Below are 15,662 nucleotides of genomic sequence, written 5' to 3'. Positions count from 1 at the left end.
TTGCAGTCTATCATAGTCGGCCATAACCCCCAACTGAGGGGGATATGAGCCTCGTTTGTATTTTAATTTAGCCACCCATTTTCATATCGAGAATGGGCGCAAGTACATTACCATCTCGACCAAGGCGGGTGTGATATACCTGCCTGTAAGCGAACACATTTTTAACGTAGTTACGTGTTTCAGTGAAGGGGATCAGTTCAATCCACAACTCAGCAGGCATTGCTTGCTCTGGTAGCCAGCGCTTAATGCGATGATAGCCTGCATTGTAAGAGGCCGTCGCTAAAATTTCATTACCATGATTTTTCTTCTTCAAATACTTCAGGTATTCACTACCAAGACGAATATTAGTACGAGGCTGATAAAGTACACTACGTGACACCGTGCTTTTATTCATATATTTGGCTGTGCTAGGTAATAACTGCATTAAGCCATGAGCATTCGCATGTGAACGAGCATCTGGCGCAAACGAGCTTTCACGACGAGAAATGGCAATACTCCATGCAACATCGATATGACTGCGGTTACTGTAGTTTTCGAACAAGTTCCGAAACGCGAACGGAAAACGTAAATCAACGTAATCCCACTCTTTAATTTGTGCCAAGGTATAAATAGTGCTGTCGTACCAATCAAGATCTGCTGCAAGCATTGATGCAGCCAGTTTTTCTTCTTTGGTTGAGGTATCGGTTAAATAATTCCATTCGCGACGAGCTGCAGTAAAACGATCTAATTCATACAAAGCACGGGCACGCTTAAAGCCTGGCGCATTCGCAACCTCAAGCTTGAGTTTATCGCTAATATTCAGCTCTTTATTATTTAAACTAACAGGTATACCTAATCGCGCAGACGCAAGAAAACCATAGTAATCACGCTCTTTGGCCACCGTTTGCCAAATTTGTCGCGCGCGCTCTACTTCACCACGCTGATTCAAGCTATAAGCTAACCAGTATTGCTGCCCTAGCGTTAAATTTTCTTTGCCGGTAAAAAAAGCCACAATGCCAGACCAATCTTGTAGCTCAAGCATGTTTGCTAATTGCCACTGCATAAGCTTGCTAGTTTGGCGGTCTTTCGGCACCTTATTTAGCCAAAAGCGAGCTTCTTTGTGACCACTAGATGCTAAAGATAGTGCAAAATTGTAATACACATCAGCCTTTTGCTCGTCAGTGTAGGAGAACATTTTTTCAATCTTTTCCCACGCTCTAAGCGCGAGTTCTTTGTCGCGCCACACCAAACGTCTTACGCCATACAACGCAATTTGCCCTTCTTTGGCTGATTTTTTCTTATAGCGGTAAAGTCCAGCAGACGCGCTCGGGTCTTTGCGAACTTTTAAATATAAGTCAGCTAAATATTGCTCATGTTCGGGTAATAAGGTTTTTAAATAAGGCAATAAACTCGACGTACCGCCTTCTGCGGCCAGTGTGACTCGTTGCCATACGCGATCAGGAGTTTGGTACCCCTTTTTCTTCCACTGCGAAAATAAGCTATCGCACTCTTTAGGTTGCGATTTACCGACCACCCATAAGTCGCTTACTTGATTCATGATGGCATTTTCAGGTGCCCCTAAATCTAATTGAAAGCTTAAATAGGGACACGTCAGCTCATTATTGCTGGTTTCACGATAATTACGAATATACGCCGCTTTTTTATTCTGCTTCTTTAGGTATTCAAGCCACGCTTTTCGAACAGGCCATTCAAGTGGCGTATTTTGATAGACGTTTAAATAGTTTTCGATTTCAGTTTGGTGTTGCAGACTTGGGTTACGCTGCCAATAGGCTTTTTCGACATAAGGTTTTAAGGGATGATCAAGCTCCCCTGTCACCTTTTTCATGTCTTCATAGTTACCGTACCGCGCCTTTTTTTCAGCTTTTAAAAAAGCGTCATGTTTATCGTTGGCACCAGCTGCAAAAAAAGGAAAAAGTAATGCGGCAGCCGTCCAACCAAGAAATTGTTTTTTCATGATGGCCTTTAACAAAAATTAAAGAATTAATAATAAAAACTTCCCCTACACCTTAGCAGCAAACCAGCTATATTTTAACCAATCGCGATAAAGCGCAGTAAATTTTTCGTTGCATTTTTATTTTAAAGCAAGCACACTGATTGAAATGCAAACTCATCGTACCAGTCTTAGTTAATAAACTAGGGAGAATAATAATGTTATATAAAAGCGATTCATTTGAAGTTGCTTTCATCAAGGACAACATCGCCGAGTTTAAGTTCTGTGCTGATGGCTCAGTAAACAAACTTTCTCAGCAAACCTTGCAAGATTGCGCTTCGGCATTAAAAGAATTAGCAGCAAACTCAGATATCAAAGGCATGATGTTCACCAGCGATAAAGATCACTTTATTATCGGCGCCGACATCTTCGAATTTTTACCGACTTTCACTAAACCTCAAGAAGAATTGGTTGCATGGATCAAAAATGCAACAGACGTTTTTGACGCAATTGAAGATTTACCTTTCCCAACGTTAAGTGCTGTAAACGGCATGGCGCTTGGCGGCGGGTGTGAGTGGGCACTTGCTACCGATTACCGCGTTGCTAGTACTGAGGCTAAAATTGGCCTTCCTGAAGTAAAATTAGGCATTATGCCTGGTTTTGGTGGCACTGTTCGTCTTCCACGCCTGATTGGCGCTGATAATGCGATGACATGGATCACGACAGGCAAAGAAAACCGCGCGAATGATGCACTCAAAGTAGGTGCATTTGATGCGGTAGTTAGTACTGACAAACTTTTAGAGTCAAGTATTGCAACACTTGAGCAAGCTATTTCTGGCAAGCTAGATTGGCAAGCAAAACGACAAGTAAAATTACAACCACTGAAAATGAACCGTGTTGAGCAAGGTATGAGCTTTGCAATGGCCGAAGGCATGGTAATGGGTCAGACTAAAGGTCACTATCCAGCACCTGTTATGGCTGTAAAAACCATTAAAGCAGCGGCAAACTGTGAACGTGCCGAAGCGATGGCAATTGAGAACACGAACTTTGCCAAACTTGCCGCAACGAGCGAAGCTGCTGCACAAACAGGTATTTTCTTAGCCGACCAATACATCAAAGGTAAAGCGAAGAAACAAGCCAAAAACAGCGAGCTTAAAATTAAACAAGCGGCTGTATTAGGCGCAGGTATTATGGGTGGCGGTATTGCATACCAGTCTGCTTATAAAGGCACGCCGATTGTCATGAAAGACATTAATCAAGATGCGCTTGATTTAGGTATGGGCGAAGCCTCTAAATTACTTGGCAAAAAAGTACAACGTGGCCACATGGCAATGGACAAGATGATTGCCACGTTAGGTAAAATCAAACCGACGCTAAACGATGCTGACCTTCAAGGTGTTGATATTGTAGTTGAAGCCGTTGTTGAAAACCCTAAGGTAAAACAAGCTGTTTTATCGGGCCTTGAAAAAGACCTACCAGAGGGCACTATTTTAACGTCAAACACATCAACTATTCGTATAGATGAGTTAGCCTCAGCGCTTGAAAAACCAGAAAACTTCTGTGGCATGCACTTCTTTAACCCAGTGCCAAAAATGCCACTTGTCGAAATCATCCGTGGTGAAAAGACATCAGAAGCAACAATCAATGCAGTGGTTGATTACGCCTTAAAACTAGGTAAATCACCTATTGTTGTAAACGACTGCCCAGGTTTCTTTGTTAACCGCGTATTGTTCCCTTACTTTGCAGGCTTCAGCAAACTTGTTGTTGAAGGCGCTGATTTCGCCAAAGTCGATAAAGTAATGGAAAACGTGTTTGGCTGGCCAATGGGTCCTGCATATCTGCTTGATGTTGTGGGTATTGATACGGCTTACCACTGTACTGGCGTTATGGCTGATGGTTTCCCTGAGCGAATGGCTCGCCAAGAGAAAGATCCCGTTTCTGTATTTGCTAATGAAAAACGTTTTGGTCAGAAAAATGGGGCTGGTTTTTACCAATATGCACCAGACCGCCGTGGTCGCTTGAAAAAGGCACACGATGCAAAAGCGGTTGAACTTTTAAGTGCTATTACCGATGCACCTAAAGACTTCGACAAGCAAGAAATCATTGACCGTTGTATGGTACCGATGATCAACGAAGTACTACTTTGTCTTCAAGAAGGTATTGTAGCGTCGCCGCAAGAAGCAGATATGGCGCTCATTTACGGTATTGGTTTCCCTCCATTTAGAGGCGGTGCATTCCGTTACTTAGATCAAACTGGTTTAGCAAACTTTGTTGCAACAGCAGACAAATATGCTCACCTAGGTGCGATTTACCAAGTATCAGATGAAACTCGCAAATGGGCCGAAGAAGGCCGTGTATTCTATAAGGTGGAAGGATAAGAACATGAATAATCCAGTAATCGTAGATTGTATCCGCACACCAATGGGCCGTTCAAAAAACGGCGTATTCAAACATAAACGTGCGGAAGATTTAAGTGCTCACTTAATGAAAGGTTTGTTAGAGCGTAACCCAGCCGTAGACCCAGCATCGATTGATGATATTTACTGGGGTTGTGTGCAGCAAACTCTCGAGCAAGGTTTTAACATTGCCCGTAACGCAGCATTATTAGCCGGTATCCCACACTCAGTACCTGCAGTAACAGTTAACCGTTTATGTGGCTCATCAATGCAAGCATTGCACGATGCGGCACGCGCTATTATGACGGGTGCGGGTGATACTTATATCATCGGGGGTGTTGAGCATATGGGTCATGTACCGATGACTCACGGTAATGATTTCCACCCTGGTTTATCAACGTCTGTTGCACAAGCTGCAGGTGTTATGGGCTTAACAGCTGAGTACCTTGCAACGCTTCACGGCATTAGCCGTCAGCAGCAAGATGAGTTTGCTTACCGCTCACACCAACGCGCACACGCTGCGACTGTTGAAGGTCGTTTCCGTCGCGAGATCCTACCGATGGAAGGTCACGACGCAGACGGTTCATTAATTCTTGTTGAAGACGATGAAGTAATTCGCCCAGAGACAACTGTTGAAGGTTTATCTCAGCTTCGTCCTGTGTTCAACCCTGCATCAGGTAGCGTAACAGCAGGTACTTCATCTGCACTGTCTGACGGTGCATCAGCCATGCTGGTAATGAGCGAAGAAAAAGCCAAAGAACTTGGTTTACCTATTCGTGCGCGCATTAAATCAATGGCGGTTGCAGGTTGCGATCCATCTATTATGGGTTACGGCCCAGTTCCAGCATCACAAAAAGCGCTTAAACAAGCGGGTATCACAATTGATGATATCGATGTTGCTGAGCTTAACGAAGCGTTTGCAGCACAATCACTACCGGTATTAAAAGACCTCGGTCTGATGGATGTAGTAGATGAAAAAGTGAACCTTAATGGTGGTGCAATCGCGCTTGGTCACCCACTTGGTTGTTCAGGCTCTCGTATCAGCACAACGCTTGTTCACCTAATGGAAGACAAGAATGCAAAATACGGTTTAGCAACCATGTGTATTGGTCTAGGCCAAGGTATTGCAACTGTATTTGAGCGCGTTGAATAACACGCTCATTAGCCGAACATCTTGGTGATAAAAAGGTGTACTGTCACGCACAGTACACCTTTTTTATTTGCTTTGAATTCGGTTATTGAAACCAATAGTGATTGAAAGCTAAAATAGCCCCTTACTATTCGTTACTTTCATTTTATAGGTCTGCCATGAGCTTTGATAATCCCGATCACCAATTAGATGCACTTGGCCTTCGTTGTCCAGAACCGGTGATGATGGTGCGTGGTGCTGTGCGCAAAATGAAAGATGGCGAGACTTTACTTATCATCGCTGATGACCCATCAACCACCCGCGACATTCCCAGCTTTTGTACCTTTATGGATCACACACTCGTGGCGAAAGAGGTAGAGCAAGCACCGTATCGATACTTGGTGAAGAAAGGATTGTAGGCTACGAGCTACGAGCTACGAGCTAAAAAATAAAATCAGAGTGGGCTTTGTCAACTTTGATGTAAATAATCAATCGCCCACTCAACACTTAGCGTCACTCAACTCTTAGCGTTATTTTTTCGTGACTGTTACTTTTGGTTGATTGCTATTGCGGTAATCAAAACTCACTACATAAACCCCTTTTGCCGCAGGTTTAAAGCTGAAGTAGTTATAGATTGTGTTGCAATCGGCGCTTGCAGCCTCACCTAAAATGAGTGCTTGACCTGCTGGGTCGGTATCACTGAAACCACAGTTATAGCCTTGGCTGAAATCAGCATCGGCGACTTTAAACTCATACACTTTGCCAGGTGTAGAAAACTTCACATCCGTTTGAAAAATCCCCGGAGCAACTTGGTAAAATTGGTACTGAGGTTCTGCATCCCACAAGGTAAAGTCACCCCGTAAATACATGGTACGGTCTAAGTCTTTACTGGGCAGAATATCATCGATATTCGGCATTTGAATTTGGCTAGAACATGCCGTTAATAAACCAGCCAAAGCTAAAGTTAGTATACGTTTCATAACTGTTCCTCTTTTACAAGAAAGCCAGCACTGAGCTGGCTTTTATTAACGTGTGTATTACTTACTTCTGCAACACAGAAATATCAGCAATATCTAAAAACAGGCGGCTTAACTGGCTTAATAATGCTAAACGGTTTTGCTTAACCGCGTCGTCATCGGCCATTACCATGACGTTATCAAAGAAGTTATCGACACTCTCACGGATACCCGCTAGTTGTGATAACGCTTCTTGATAATCGCCGTTAGCATAAAGTGGTGCAAGCTCTACAGAGAACTTAGCAACATGAGACGCGAGTACTTTTTCTGCGTCATCACTTAATAGGCTCTCATTTACATCACCTTGCGTTGTGATGTCATTCTTAGCCAAGATGTTGCTTACACGTTTATTTGCTGCTGCAAGCGCTTCTGCTGCGTCTAATGTACGGAAGTGACTAACGGCTTTAACACGACGATCGAAGTCAACCGGTTTAGTTGGACGACGCGCGAGTACAGCTTGAATAACATCAACCTCAATCCCTTCATCTTGATACCATGCACGGAAGCGACCTAGCATAAACTCAAACACATCCGTTGAAACATTTAGGTTTGTTAGCTTTTCACCAAACAAGCTTTGTGATTTAGCAACAAGGTCTAGAATGTCCAGTGGTAGTGACTTTTCAACCATGATACGCAACGCACCAATGGCTGCACGGCGAAGTGCAAATGGGTCTTTGTCACCTTTCGGTGCTTGGCCAATGCCAAAAATACCCACTAGCGTGTCGAATTTATCAGCAATAGCAACAGCACAACTAATCACATTCGTTGGTAGGTTGTCGCCTGCAAAACGTGGCATATATTGCTCATTTTGCGCCAGTGCAACTTCTTCGGCCTCACCATCGTGACGTGCGTAATGCATACCCATTACACCTTGTACGTCAGTAAACTCCATGACCATTTCAGTCATTAAATCTGTTTTACTTAAAAGACCAGCACGTTTTGCAAGTTCTGCATCAGCACCTAACTGCTCAGCAATGTAACCAGCAAGTTCACTAATACGCTCTGACTTGTCTTTAAGTGTACCAAGTTGCTTTTGGAATAATACCGTGTCTAATGATTCTAAACGGCTCTCAAGTGTTTTCTTTTTATCGGTTTCAAAAAAGAACTGTGCATCGGCTAAACGTGGACGAACCACCTTTTCGTTACCGGCAATAACCACACTTGGATCTTTACTTTCAATATTAGAAACAAACAGGAACTTGTTAAGTAAGTTGCCTTCTTGATCTAGTAGTGGGAAGTATTTTTGATCATCCTTCATGGTGTAGATAAGCGCTTCAGCGGGTACATCTAAAAAGGCTTCTTCGAAGGTTGCTGTTAGCGTTACTGGCCATTCAACAAGTGACGTTACTTCTTCAAGCAAGTCTTCATCCATCGCAACTTTTGCGTTGACAGCAGCCGCTGCAGCTTCAATTTGTTCACGAATTTGTGCTTTACGCGCTTCGAAGTCAGCCACGACATACGCAGATTTTAGTACATCAAATACTTCGTCAGCGTGATTGATAGTGACCTTTTCTGGGTGGTGGAATCGGTGACCTTGTAGTTGGTTACCTACTTGCTTACCAAGGATTTCACCTTCGATTAGTGTATTACCAAATAAAATCGTTGCCGTATGTACAGGGCGAATAAATTGCGTTTTATTCGCGCCCCAACGCATTGGTTTCGGGATCGGTAATTTAGCAAGCGCTTTGTTTACCGCATCACTCATTAACGCGGTGGTTGCTTGGCCTTCAACGTGTGCTTTATGAAGTAGCCATGCCCCTTTGTCTGTTTCAACGGTTTCGGCGTCGCTTACATCAATACCACAACCACGTGCCCAACCCATTGCAGCTTTGGTTGGGTTGCCATCGGCATCAAATGCTGCCGCAACAGCAGGACCACGTTTTTCTACAACCTTGTCACTTTGTTTTGCTTCAAGTGCTGTAACGCGTAAACCTAAACGGCGCGGTGAGGCATACCAATTTACGCCTTGATGGGCTAGCTCTAAACTTGCAAGCTCTGCTGTTAAGTTTTCAGCAAACGACTCAGCAAGTTTACGAAGTGCTTTTGGTGGCAATTCTTCAGTGCCAATTTCTACTAATAAATTTTCTGCTGACATGCTAATTCTTAATCCTTACAAAGCGGGAAACCAAGTGCTTCACGTGCATCATAGTAACTCTGTGCGCACGCTTTAGATAAAGCACGTACACGTAAGATATAACGTTGACGTTCGGTTACTGAGATAGCGTGGCGCGCATCTAATAAGTTAAACGCGTGTGACGCTTTCATTACTTGCTCGTAAGCAGGTAGCGGTAAGCCAGCCTCAATTAGCTTTTGACTTTCTTTTTCGCAGTGATCAAATTGAGAGAATAAGAATGCAACGTCAGCTTGTTCGAAGTTATACGCTGATTGCTCAACTTCATTTTGATGGAATACATCACCGTATGTAACACGGCCCATTGGACCATCTGCCCATACTAGGTCATAGATACTATCTACGCCCTGAATATACATCGCTAAACGCTCAAGACCATAAGTAATTTCACCTGTTACTGGAGAACACTCAAGGCCACCTACTTGTTGGAAATAAGTGAACTGAGTCACTTCCATGCCGTTTAACCAGATTTCCCAACCAAGACCCCATGCACCCAGTGTAGGTGATTCCCAGTTGTCTTCTACGAAGCGCACTTCATCAGTTAGCGTATCAATTCCCACAGCAGCTAACGAGCCTAAGTAGAGCTCTTGAATGTTTTCTGGTGATGGCTTTAATACCACTTGGAATTGGTAGTAATGTTGTAAGCGGTTTGGGTTCTCACCATAACGACCATCAGTTGGGCGACGGCATGGTTGAACATACGCGCTCGACATTGGCTCTGGGCCAATAGACTTTAAGAAAGTTAACGGATGAAATGTCCCTGCTCCCACTTCCATATCGAGTGGTTGAGCAATCACACAGCCTTGCTGTGCCCAATAGTCCTGTAAAGCCAGGATCAAACCTTGAAAGGTTTTAACGTCATATTTTTGCATATTTGGCTTATAGTATCTGGTGCGTTTAGTCTGAAAATTGCTCTCAGTATACCTTGTGTGCAGTAAGGTTTTAAGCAGTTTGTGCTTTTTCAGCAATAAAAAAAGGAGCCAATAGGCTCCTTTCTTCATCATGTGTTTTAGCTTATACGTCTAGGTTTACTACACGTAGCGCGTTCGTTTCAATAAATTCACGACGCGGCTCAACTTGGTCGCCCATTAATGTTGCGAATAATTGGTCAGCAGCAACGGCATCTTCAATTGTTACTTTCAACATACGACGAGCACTAGGATCCATGGTTGTTTCCCATAACTGATCTGGGTTCATCTCGCCCAGTCCTTTATAGCGCTGGATATACAAGCCACGTTTAGACTCACTGATTAACCACTCTAATGCATCGACAAAGTTATCAACTGGAATTGTTTTTTCTCCACGTTGAATATAGGCGCCTTCTTCAAGGATATTAGCAATGTTTACACCTGTTACAGCGATACGCTTATAATCACGTGAAGTAATGAAGTCGTAGTTTAATACGTGTGCTTTATCTACGCCGTGCTGACGAATATTCACTACAGGGTAATATAAATTACGCTCAGCATCATGTTCTGTTCCAGCATGGAAAATAGTCGCATCTTCATCGCGAGCAATTAAGTCATCAACTAATATGTTAGTCCACTCTTTTACTTTCGCTTCATCTGCAAGGTCAGCTTCTTTTAACTCACTTTGATAGATTAAACGTTCCATAACCGTGTTCGGGTATTTACGTTTTAAGCGCTCAATCACTTTTACCGTGTTTTGATAATCGTGAACAATAGACTCTAATGCTTCACCTTCGAGTGCGGTTGCACCCTCACTTGTGTATAGCGCAGCATTATTTAACGCCAATGATGTTAAGTAATCAACAAGTGCTGGATCGTCTTTTATATAACGCTCTTGCTTACCTTTTTTCACTTTATAAAGTGGTGGTTGTGCAATATAAATATAACCACGTTCTACAATCTCTGGCATTTGACGGTAGAAGAAAGTAAGTAATAGTGTACGAATGTGAGAACCATCCACGTCCGCATCGGTCATGATAATGATACGGTGGTAACGCAGTTTTTCTGGATTGTATTCGTCACGGCCAATACCACATCCTAATGCGGTTATAAGAGTCGCAACTTCTTGCGAAGATAGCATTTTATCAAAACGTGCTTTTTCAACGTTTAATATTTTACCTTTCAATGGCAAGATTGCTTGGTTTTTACGATTACGACCCTGCTTAGCTGAACCACCCGCAGAGTCACCCTCCACTATGTATAATTCAGAAAGTGCAGGATCTTTTTCTTGGCAGTCTGCTAACTTACCCGGTAAACCAGCTAAATCCATAGCGCCTTTACGACGAGTCATTTCACGTGCTTTACGCGCTGCTTCACGCGCTCGTGCTGCATCAATAATTTTGCCAACAACAGTTTTAGCATCAACAGGGTTTTCTAATAAAAACTCTGTTAGTTTTTCTGCCATGGCTTGTTCTACAGCAGATTTAACTTCGCTTGATACTAATTTATCTTTCGTTTGTGATGAGAACTTTGGATCAGGAACTTTAACACTCACAACGGCTGTTAAACCTTCACGAGCATCATCACCCGTGGCGTTGCTTGTTGTTTTAGCTTTTTTATTAAAGCCTTCTTTTTCCATGTAATTGTTTAGTGTACGCGTAAGTGCAGCTCTAAAGCCAGCTAAGTGCGTACCACCATCACGTTGTGGAATGTTATTTGTGAAACAGTAGATGCTCTCTTGGAAACCATCGTTCCATTGCATAGACACTTCAACATTAATGCCGTCTTCTTCACGCTCATGCGTAAAGTGGAAAACACTTTTATGGACAGGTGTTTTATTGCGATTTAAATACTCAACAAAGGCTTGAATACCCCCTTCGTATTTAAAATGGTCTTTTTTCGCTTCTTCACGCTCATCGGTAAGAATAATACTTACGCCCGAATTCAAGAAAGACAGCTCACGTAAACGCTTCGCTAAAATATCGTAGTGGAAGTTTAGGTCAGTGAATGTTTCACCGCTTGGCCAAAAACGTAATTCAGTGCCTGTATCAGTCGCGTCACCAATAACAGCTAATGGTGCATCTGGCACACCCATTGTATACGTTTGTTGATGAAGTTTACCTTCGCGACGGATAGTTAACTTTAGTTTTTCCGATAAAGCATTTACAACAGAAACACCTACACCGTGTAAACCGCCCGATACTTTATAAGAGTTATCATCAAATTTACCACCAGCATGAAGTACCGTCATGATAACTTCAGCAGCTGATACACCTTCTTCTTCATGGATTGAAGTAGGAATACCACGACCGTTATCTCTTACAGAGACTGAACCGTCTAAGTGAATCGTTACATAAATATCATCACAATGACCAGCTAAGGCTTCATCGATAGAGTTATCAACAACCTCAAACACCATATGGTGTAAGCCTGTACCGTCATCGGTGTCCCCTATATACATTCCAGGACGCTTTCTTACTGCGTCTAATCCTTTAAGTACTTTAATACTCGACGAATCGTAATTCTCAGACATGGTTAATCCCACTTATCTTGTTATTAGGTTGCCATGTTTCACGTGGAACATTTTTAGTTCTCGTTGCATGGGTTCCACCACAGCAGAAATACTTTCAGATAAAATAGATGAGATAAAAAGTTGTGAATCGCAATGCGATAAAAGCTGACCCACTTTTTCCTTTGTATCTTCACCTAACTCCGAAGGTAAGTCATCTATTAGCAATATAGATTGCTTATCAGTTTCTGATTCAATTAAGCTATTTTGCGTTACTTTCAACGCATAAAGCAAGAGCTTCAATTGACCGCGTGAAAATGTATTTTCCACACTATTACCAGAAACGCTAAAACTAAAATCAGCTTTATGCGGGCCTTTGCTTGTGAAACCCTGTTTGGCATCACGTTCAAAGCTCTGTTCAAGAGCCTCTGAGAGCGATTCGCTCTCTTTCCACCCCGCGTTAAAGCTAATTTCTAAATCGCGTATAAGCGTTAATTCTGCACACATTTTATCAAAAAATTGCTGCTTAAACCTACTTATATACGCGATTCTTAAATTATTTATTTGTTCTGCTAGTCTAACAAATTCTTTGTCCCAAAACTTGATCTGCTCGAAATAATTCCTAGGTTTACTCTTCAGCAATGCATTACGTTGTTTTAATACTTTATTGAATGATTGCCATAAATAAAAAAAGTCATGTTCCACGTGGAACAATCCTAAATCTAAAAATTTTCTACGCTCTTTTGGTCCACCGAAAAATAAAGAATAGCTTTCAGGTGTAATCACTTGCACAGGAATTAGCTGCGCCAACTCTGAGATCTTTCGACTCGTTTTACCCTGGATCTTTAATGATGTTTCACCCGCTTGGTTTTTACTTATACCAACCGGAATCGACAAGTCATGTAATGCCTTACGACCATGAATAACAAACTTGTCTTGCTGATGCTGAATGATACTTTTATGCTTGGCGGTTCGAAATGATTTACCATGTGAAAGGAAATAAATAGCCTCTAAAAGGCTGGTTTTTCCGCTGCCATTTTCGCCATAAATAATATTAATTCCATTTATCGGCTCAAGTGTCAGCGCCTCAATATTACGAAAATTATTGAGGCTTAAATGACTTAAACTCATAAAAGGTTATAAGCGCATCGGCATAACAACATACATCGCTTCTTCGTCACCAGCACCTTCTATTAGCGCGCTACTGTTTGAATCTGCAAGGGTAAAAGTGACATCTTCTGTTTTTAATGTATTCAAAACATCGAGTACATACGAAACATTAAAACCAATTTCCAGCTCACCACCTTGATACATAACCTCAACCACTTCTTCTGCTTGCTCTTGCTCAGGGTTATTGGCAGTTATTTTCAACAAGCCTTCAGAAAGATTTAAACGCACACCACGAAATTTCTCATTCGATAAAATAGACACACGTTGAAATGCGCTGCGTAACCATTCTCTATTGGCAGTAATAACTTTATCGCCACCACGTGGTAATACTCGGCGGTAATCAGGAAAACGACCATCTACCAATTTACTTGTAAACGTAAACTCGGTATCAATAATACGAATATGATTAGCGCCAAATTGAATTGTTACTAACTCATCATCAGCCACCATTAAACGCATGATTTCTTGCACACCCTTGCGTGGAATAATAAGCTGACGCTGTGTATTAAGCGACTGAGCTAACTGCTTTTGTGCAATCGCTAAACGGTGACCGTCTGTTGCCACTGTTTTAATGTCGGCATTGTCGACTTCAAACGACATACCATTTAAATAATAGCGTACGTCTTGGTTCGCCATTGAAAAATGAGTACTTTCAAGTAGTTTACGTAACTCTACTCGAGTTAACTGAAACTCAACTTCGCCATCCCATTGTTCAAGATTCGGAAAATCTTCTGCAGCTAATGTGGTCAATGAAAAGCGACTTTTACCACTGGTTAGTAATAACTGATGATCTTGGCTACTTAAAGTAAGCTCAGAGCCATCGGGTAAACTTTTACAAATATCGAGTAACTTTTTAGCTGGCAAGGTTAATTTTGTATCTGCGGTGTCTTCACCTACAAATACGCTTGCTACTAACTCAATTTCAAGATCGGTACCCGTCATTGATAGTTGTCCATTTTCTACAACTAACAGTACGTTCGATAAAATCGGTAAGGTGTGCTTGCGTTCAATCGCACCCGACACTTGAACTAAAGGTTTTAAAAATTGCTCTCTTGATATTGTTATTTGCATAATAAAGTCAGCCTTAAGATGACAAGGTTCTTATTAAGTTTTGATAATCTTCTTTCACCTCGTGACTTTCATCACGCAGTGATTTAACTTTACGACAGGCATGCAGTACCGTTGTATGGTCACGCCCGCCAAACGCATCACCAATCTCAGGTAAACTGTGATTAGTGAGCTCTTTAGATAAAGCCATAGCAACCTGGCGCGGTCGTGCTACAGAACGACTGCGGCGCTTAGATAATAGGTCTGAAACACGAATACGGTAATACTCTGCGACTGTGCGCTGAATGTTATCGATGGTTACGAGCTTATCTTGCAATGCGAGTAAGTCGCGCAACGCTTCTTTTACAAAATCGATTGATATTGGACGACCGGTAAAGTTCGCATTTGCAATCACACGGTTTAATGCCCCTTCTAACTCACGCACATTTGAACGTAGTTTCTTGGCAATAAAAAAGGCCACTTCATGCGGTAAATTAATTTTACTCTGCTGCGCTTTTTTCATCAAAATAGCAACGCGCGTCTCAAGCTCAGGAGGCTCAATGGCAATCGTTAACCCCCATCCAAAGCGAGACTTAAGGCGATCTTCAACCCCTTCTATCTCTTTTGGATAGCGGTCTGAAGTTAATATAATCTGTTGATTTCCTTCAAGTAATGCATTGAAGGTATGGAAAAATTCTTCTTGAGAACGTTCTTTATTAGCGAAAAATTGGATGTCATCAATCATCAATGCATCAACGCTTCGGTAATAACGTTTAAACTCTTCTATTGCGTTATTTTGAAGTGCTTTAACCATGTCTTGGACAAAACGCTCGGAATGCATATAAACAATTTTTGCATCCGGTTTATTCGCCATGATGCCATTGCCTACAGCATGCAATAAATGCGTTTTACCTAAACCTGTACCGCCATAAATAAACACGGGATTAAAGGCAGACCCTGGGTTGTCTGCAACTTGAGTTGCGGCTGCTTTTGCTAGCTGGTTTGATTTACCTTCAACAAAACTATCAAACGTATAATTTTCTTTAATATTTGATTTATAACCCGATTTTGGTGCAGGTTCTACATTCGCTTTTTCAGGTTTAGGCTGTTGTTTCTCAGATGTGTGTTGAGCACTAACAGGAGCACTCGCAGCTGGCACGGCGGCTTGCGCATTTAAAATAGGTTTACTGCCTACGTCAAAACGTAACTCGGGCGCTTCATCACCACAAATTTCAACGAGCAGTTCATTTATACGGTTTAAATACTTTTCTCTCACCCAATCAAGAACAAAACGATTCGGCGCATATATAGTTAACGTATCTTCGGTACTTTCTGCTTGTAGTGGTCTTACCCACATACTGAACTGCTGTGACGGCAGTTCATCTTGCAATACATATAAACAACTTTGCCAAACCGACAGATACAC

11 protein-coding genes are annotated in these 15,662 nt (G+C 42.1%); 3 read left to right on the top strand and 8 right to left on the bottom strand.

Annotated elements, in window-relative coordinates; all coding sequences use genetic code 11:
- Nucleotides 1–67 precede the first annotated feature (67 nt).
- Nucleotides 68–1,954 (bottom strand): transglycosylase SLT domain-containing protein, encoded by a 1,887-nt coding sequence (locus GZH31_RS00055; protein WP_036973677.1) that lies wholly within the window; start codon nucleotides 1,952–1,954, stop codon nucleotides 68–70.
- A 194-nt stretch (nucleotides 1,955–2,148) separates the two neighbouring features.
- On the opposite strand from GZH31_RS00055, the gene fadB reads away from it, so the two are divergent.
- The 3 genes from fadB (at nucleotide 2,149) to tusA (ending at nucleotide 5,874) form a co-directional block, all read left to right on the top strand.
- Complete coding sequence (fadB, locus tag GZH31_RS00050; RefSeq protein ID WP_180311261.1) at nucleotides 2,149–4,308, top strand: fatty acid oxidation complex subunit alpha FadB; 2,160 nt, start codon at nucleotides 2,149–2,151, stop codon at nucleotides 4,306–4,308.
- A gap of 4 nt (nucleotides 4,309–4,312) precedes the next feature.
- Complete coding sequence (gene fadA, locus GZH31_RS00045; RefSeq protein WP_036973680.1) at nucleotides 4,313–5,479, top strand: acetyl-CoA C-acyltransferase FadA; 1,167 nt, start codon at nucleotides 4,313–4,315, stop codon at nucleotides 5,477–5,479.
- Nucleotides 5,480–5,634: 155 nt separating this feature from the next.
- Nucleotides 5,635–5,874 (top strand): sulfurtransferase TusA, encoded by a 240-nt coding sequence (tusA, locus tag GZH31_RS00040; RefSeq protein WP_036973681.1) that lies wholly within the window; start codon nucleotides 5,635–5,637, stop codon nucleotides 5,872–5,874.
- 111 nt (nucleotides 5,875–5,985) lie between these two features.
- Here tusA and GZH31_RS00035 read toward each other — a convergent pair whose 3' ends face one another.
- The 7 genes from GZH31_RS00035 to dnaA form a co-directional block, all read right to left on the bottom strand.
- Nucleotides 5,986–6,435 (bottom strand): hypothetical protein, encoded by a 450-nt coding sequence (locus tag GZH31_RS00035; RefSeq protein ID WP_036973682.1) that lies wholly within the window; start codon nucleotides 6,433–6,435, stop codon nucleotides 5,986–5,988.
- A gap of 61 nt (nucleotides 6,436–6,496) precedes the next feature.
- Nucleotides 6,497–8,566 (bottom strand): glycine--tRNA ligase subunit beta, encoded by a 2,070-nt coding sequence (glyS, locus tag GZH31_RS00030; RefSeq protein WP_065978277.1) that lies wholly within the window; start codon nucleotides 8,564–8,566, stop codon nucleotides 6,497–6,499.
- Between the two features lie 8 nt (nucleotides 8,567–8,574).
- Nucleotides 8,575–9,474, bottom strand: coding sequence for a glycine--tRNA ligase subunit alpha (gene glyQ / locus GZH31_RS00025; RefSeq protein WP_036973766.1), 900 nt, complete (start codon nucleotides 9,472–9,474; stop codon nucleotides 8,575–8,577).
- A 142-nt stretch (nucleotides 9,475–9,616) separates the two neighbouring features.
- On the bottom strand, nucleotides 9,617–12,043 hold the full coding sequence (gene gyrB, locus GZH31_RS00020) for a DNA topoisomerase (ATP-hydrolyzing) subunit B (RefSeq protein WP_036973684.1): 2,427 nt from the start codon (nucleotides 12,041–12,043) through the stop codon (nucleotides 9,617–9,619).
- Between the two features lie 12 nt (nucleotides 12,044–12,055).
- The gene (gene recF, locus GZH31_RS00015; RefSeq protein ID WP_036973686.1) at nucleotides 12,056–13,150 is read right to left on the bottom strand and encodes a DNA replication/repair protein RecF; all 1,095 of its coding nucleotides are present in this window, start codon (nucleotides 13,148–13,150) and stop codon (nucleotides 12,056–12,058) included.
- A gap of 6 nt (nucleotides 13,151–13,156) precedes the next feature.
- Nucleotides 13,157–14,260 carry a DNA polymerase III subunit beta gene (gene dnaN / locus GZH31_RS00010; RefSeq protein ID WP_036973687.1) on the bottom strand — a complete coding sequence of 368 codons (1,104 nt, stop codon included), beginning with the start codon at nucleotides 14,258–14,260 and terminating at the stop codon, nucleotides 13,157–13,159.
- Between the two features lie 13 nt (nucleotides 14,261–14,273).
- A complete protein-coding gene (gene dnaA, locus GZH31_RS00005) occupies nucleotides 14,274–15,662 on the bottom strand; it encodes a chromosomal replication initiator protein DnaA (RefSeq protein WP_036973688.1) in 1,389 nt (462 codons plus the stop codon).

This window comes from Pseudoalteromonas sp. JSTW, from assembly GCF_013423925.1.
In the GTDB taxonomy this organism is placed as follows: Bacteria; Pseudomonadota; Gammaproteobacteria; order Enterobacterales; family Alteromonadaceae; genus Pseudoalteromonas; species Pseudoalteromonas lipolytica.
This window is presented reverse-complemented; position numbering and strand designations above follow the sequence as displayed.

Excerpts from the sequence above, each read along its gene's own strand:
- GZH31_RS00055 (WP_036973677.1), bottom strand. The coding sequence starts at position 1,954 with ATGAAAAAACAATTTCTTGGTTGGACGGCTGCCGCATTACTTTTTCCT.
- fadB (WP_180311261.1), top strand. The coding sequence starts at position 2,149 with ATGTTATATAAAAGCGATTCATTTGAAGTTGCTTTCATCAAGGACAAC.
- fadA (WP_036973680.1), top strand. The coding sequence starts at position 4,313 with ATGAATAATCCAGTAATCGTAGATTGTATCCGCACACCAATGGGCCGT.
- tusA (WP_036973681.1), top strand. The coding sequence starts at position 5,635 with ATGAGCTTTGATAATCCCGATCACCAATTAGATGCACTTGGCCTTCGT.
- GZH31_RS00035 (WP_036973682.1), bottom strand. The coding sequence starts at position 6,435 with ATGAAACGTATACTAACTTTAGCTTTGGCTGGTTTATTAACGGCATGT.
- glyS (WP_065978277.1), bottom strand. The coding sequence starts at position 8,566 with ATGTCAGCAGAAAATTTATTAGTAGAAATTGGCACTGAAGAATTGCCA.
- glyQ (WP_036973766.1), bottom strand. The coding sequence starts at position 9,474 with ATGCAAAAATATGACGTTAAAACCTTTCAAGGTTTGATCCTGGCTTTA.
- gyrB (WP_036973684.1), bottom strand. The coding sequence starts at position 12,043 with ATGTCTGAGAATTACGATTCGTCGAGTATTAAAGTACTTAAAGGATTA.
- recF (WP_036973686.1), bottom strand. The coding sequence starts at position 13,150 with ATGAGTTTAAGTCATTTAAGCCTCAATAATTTTCGTAATATTGAGGCG.
- dnaN (WP_036973687.1), bottom strand. The coding sequence starts at position 14,260 with ATGCAAATAACAATATCAAGAGAGCAATTTTTAAAACCTTTAGTTCAA.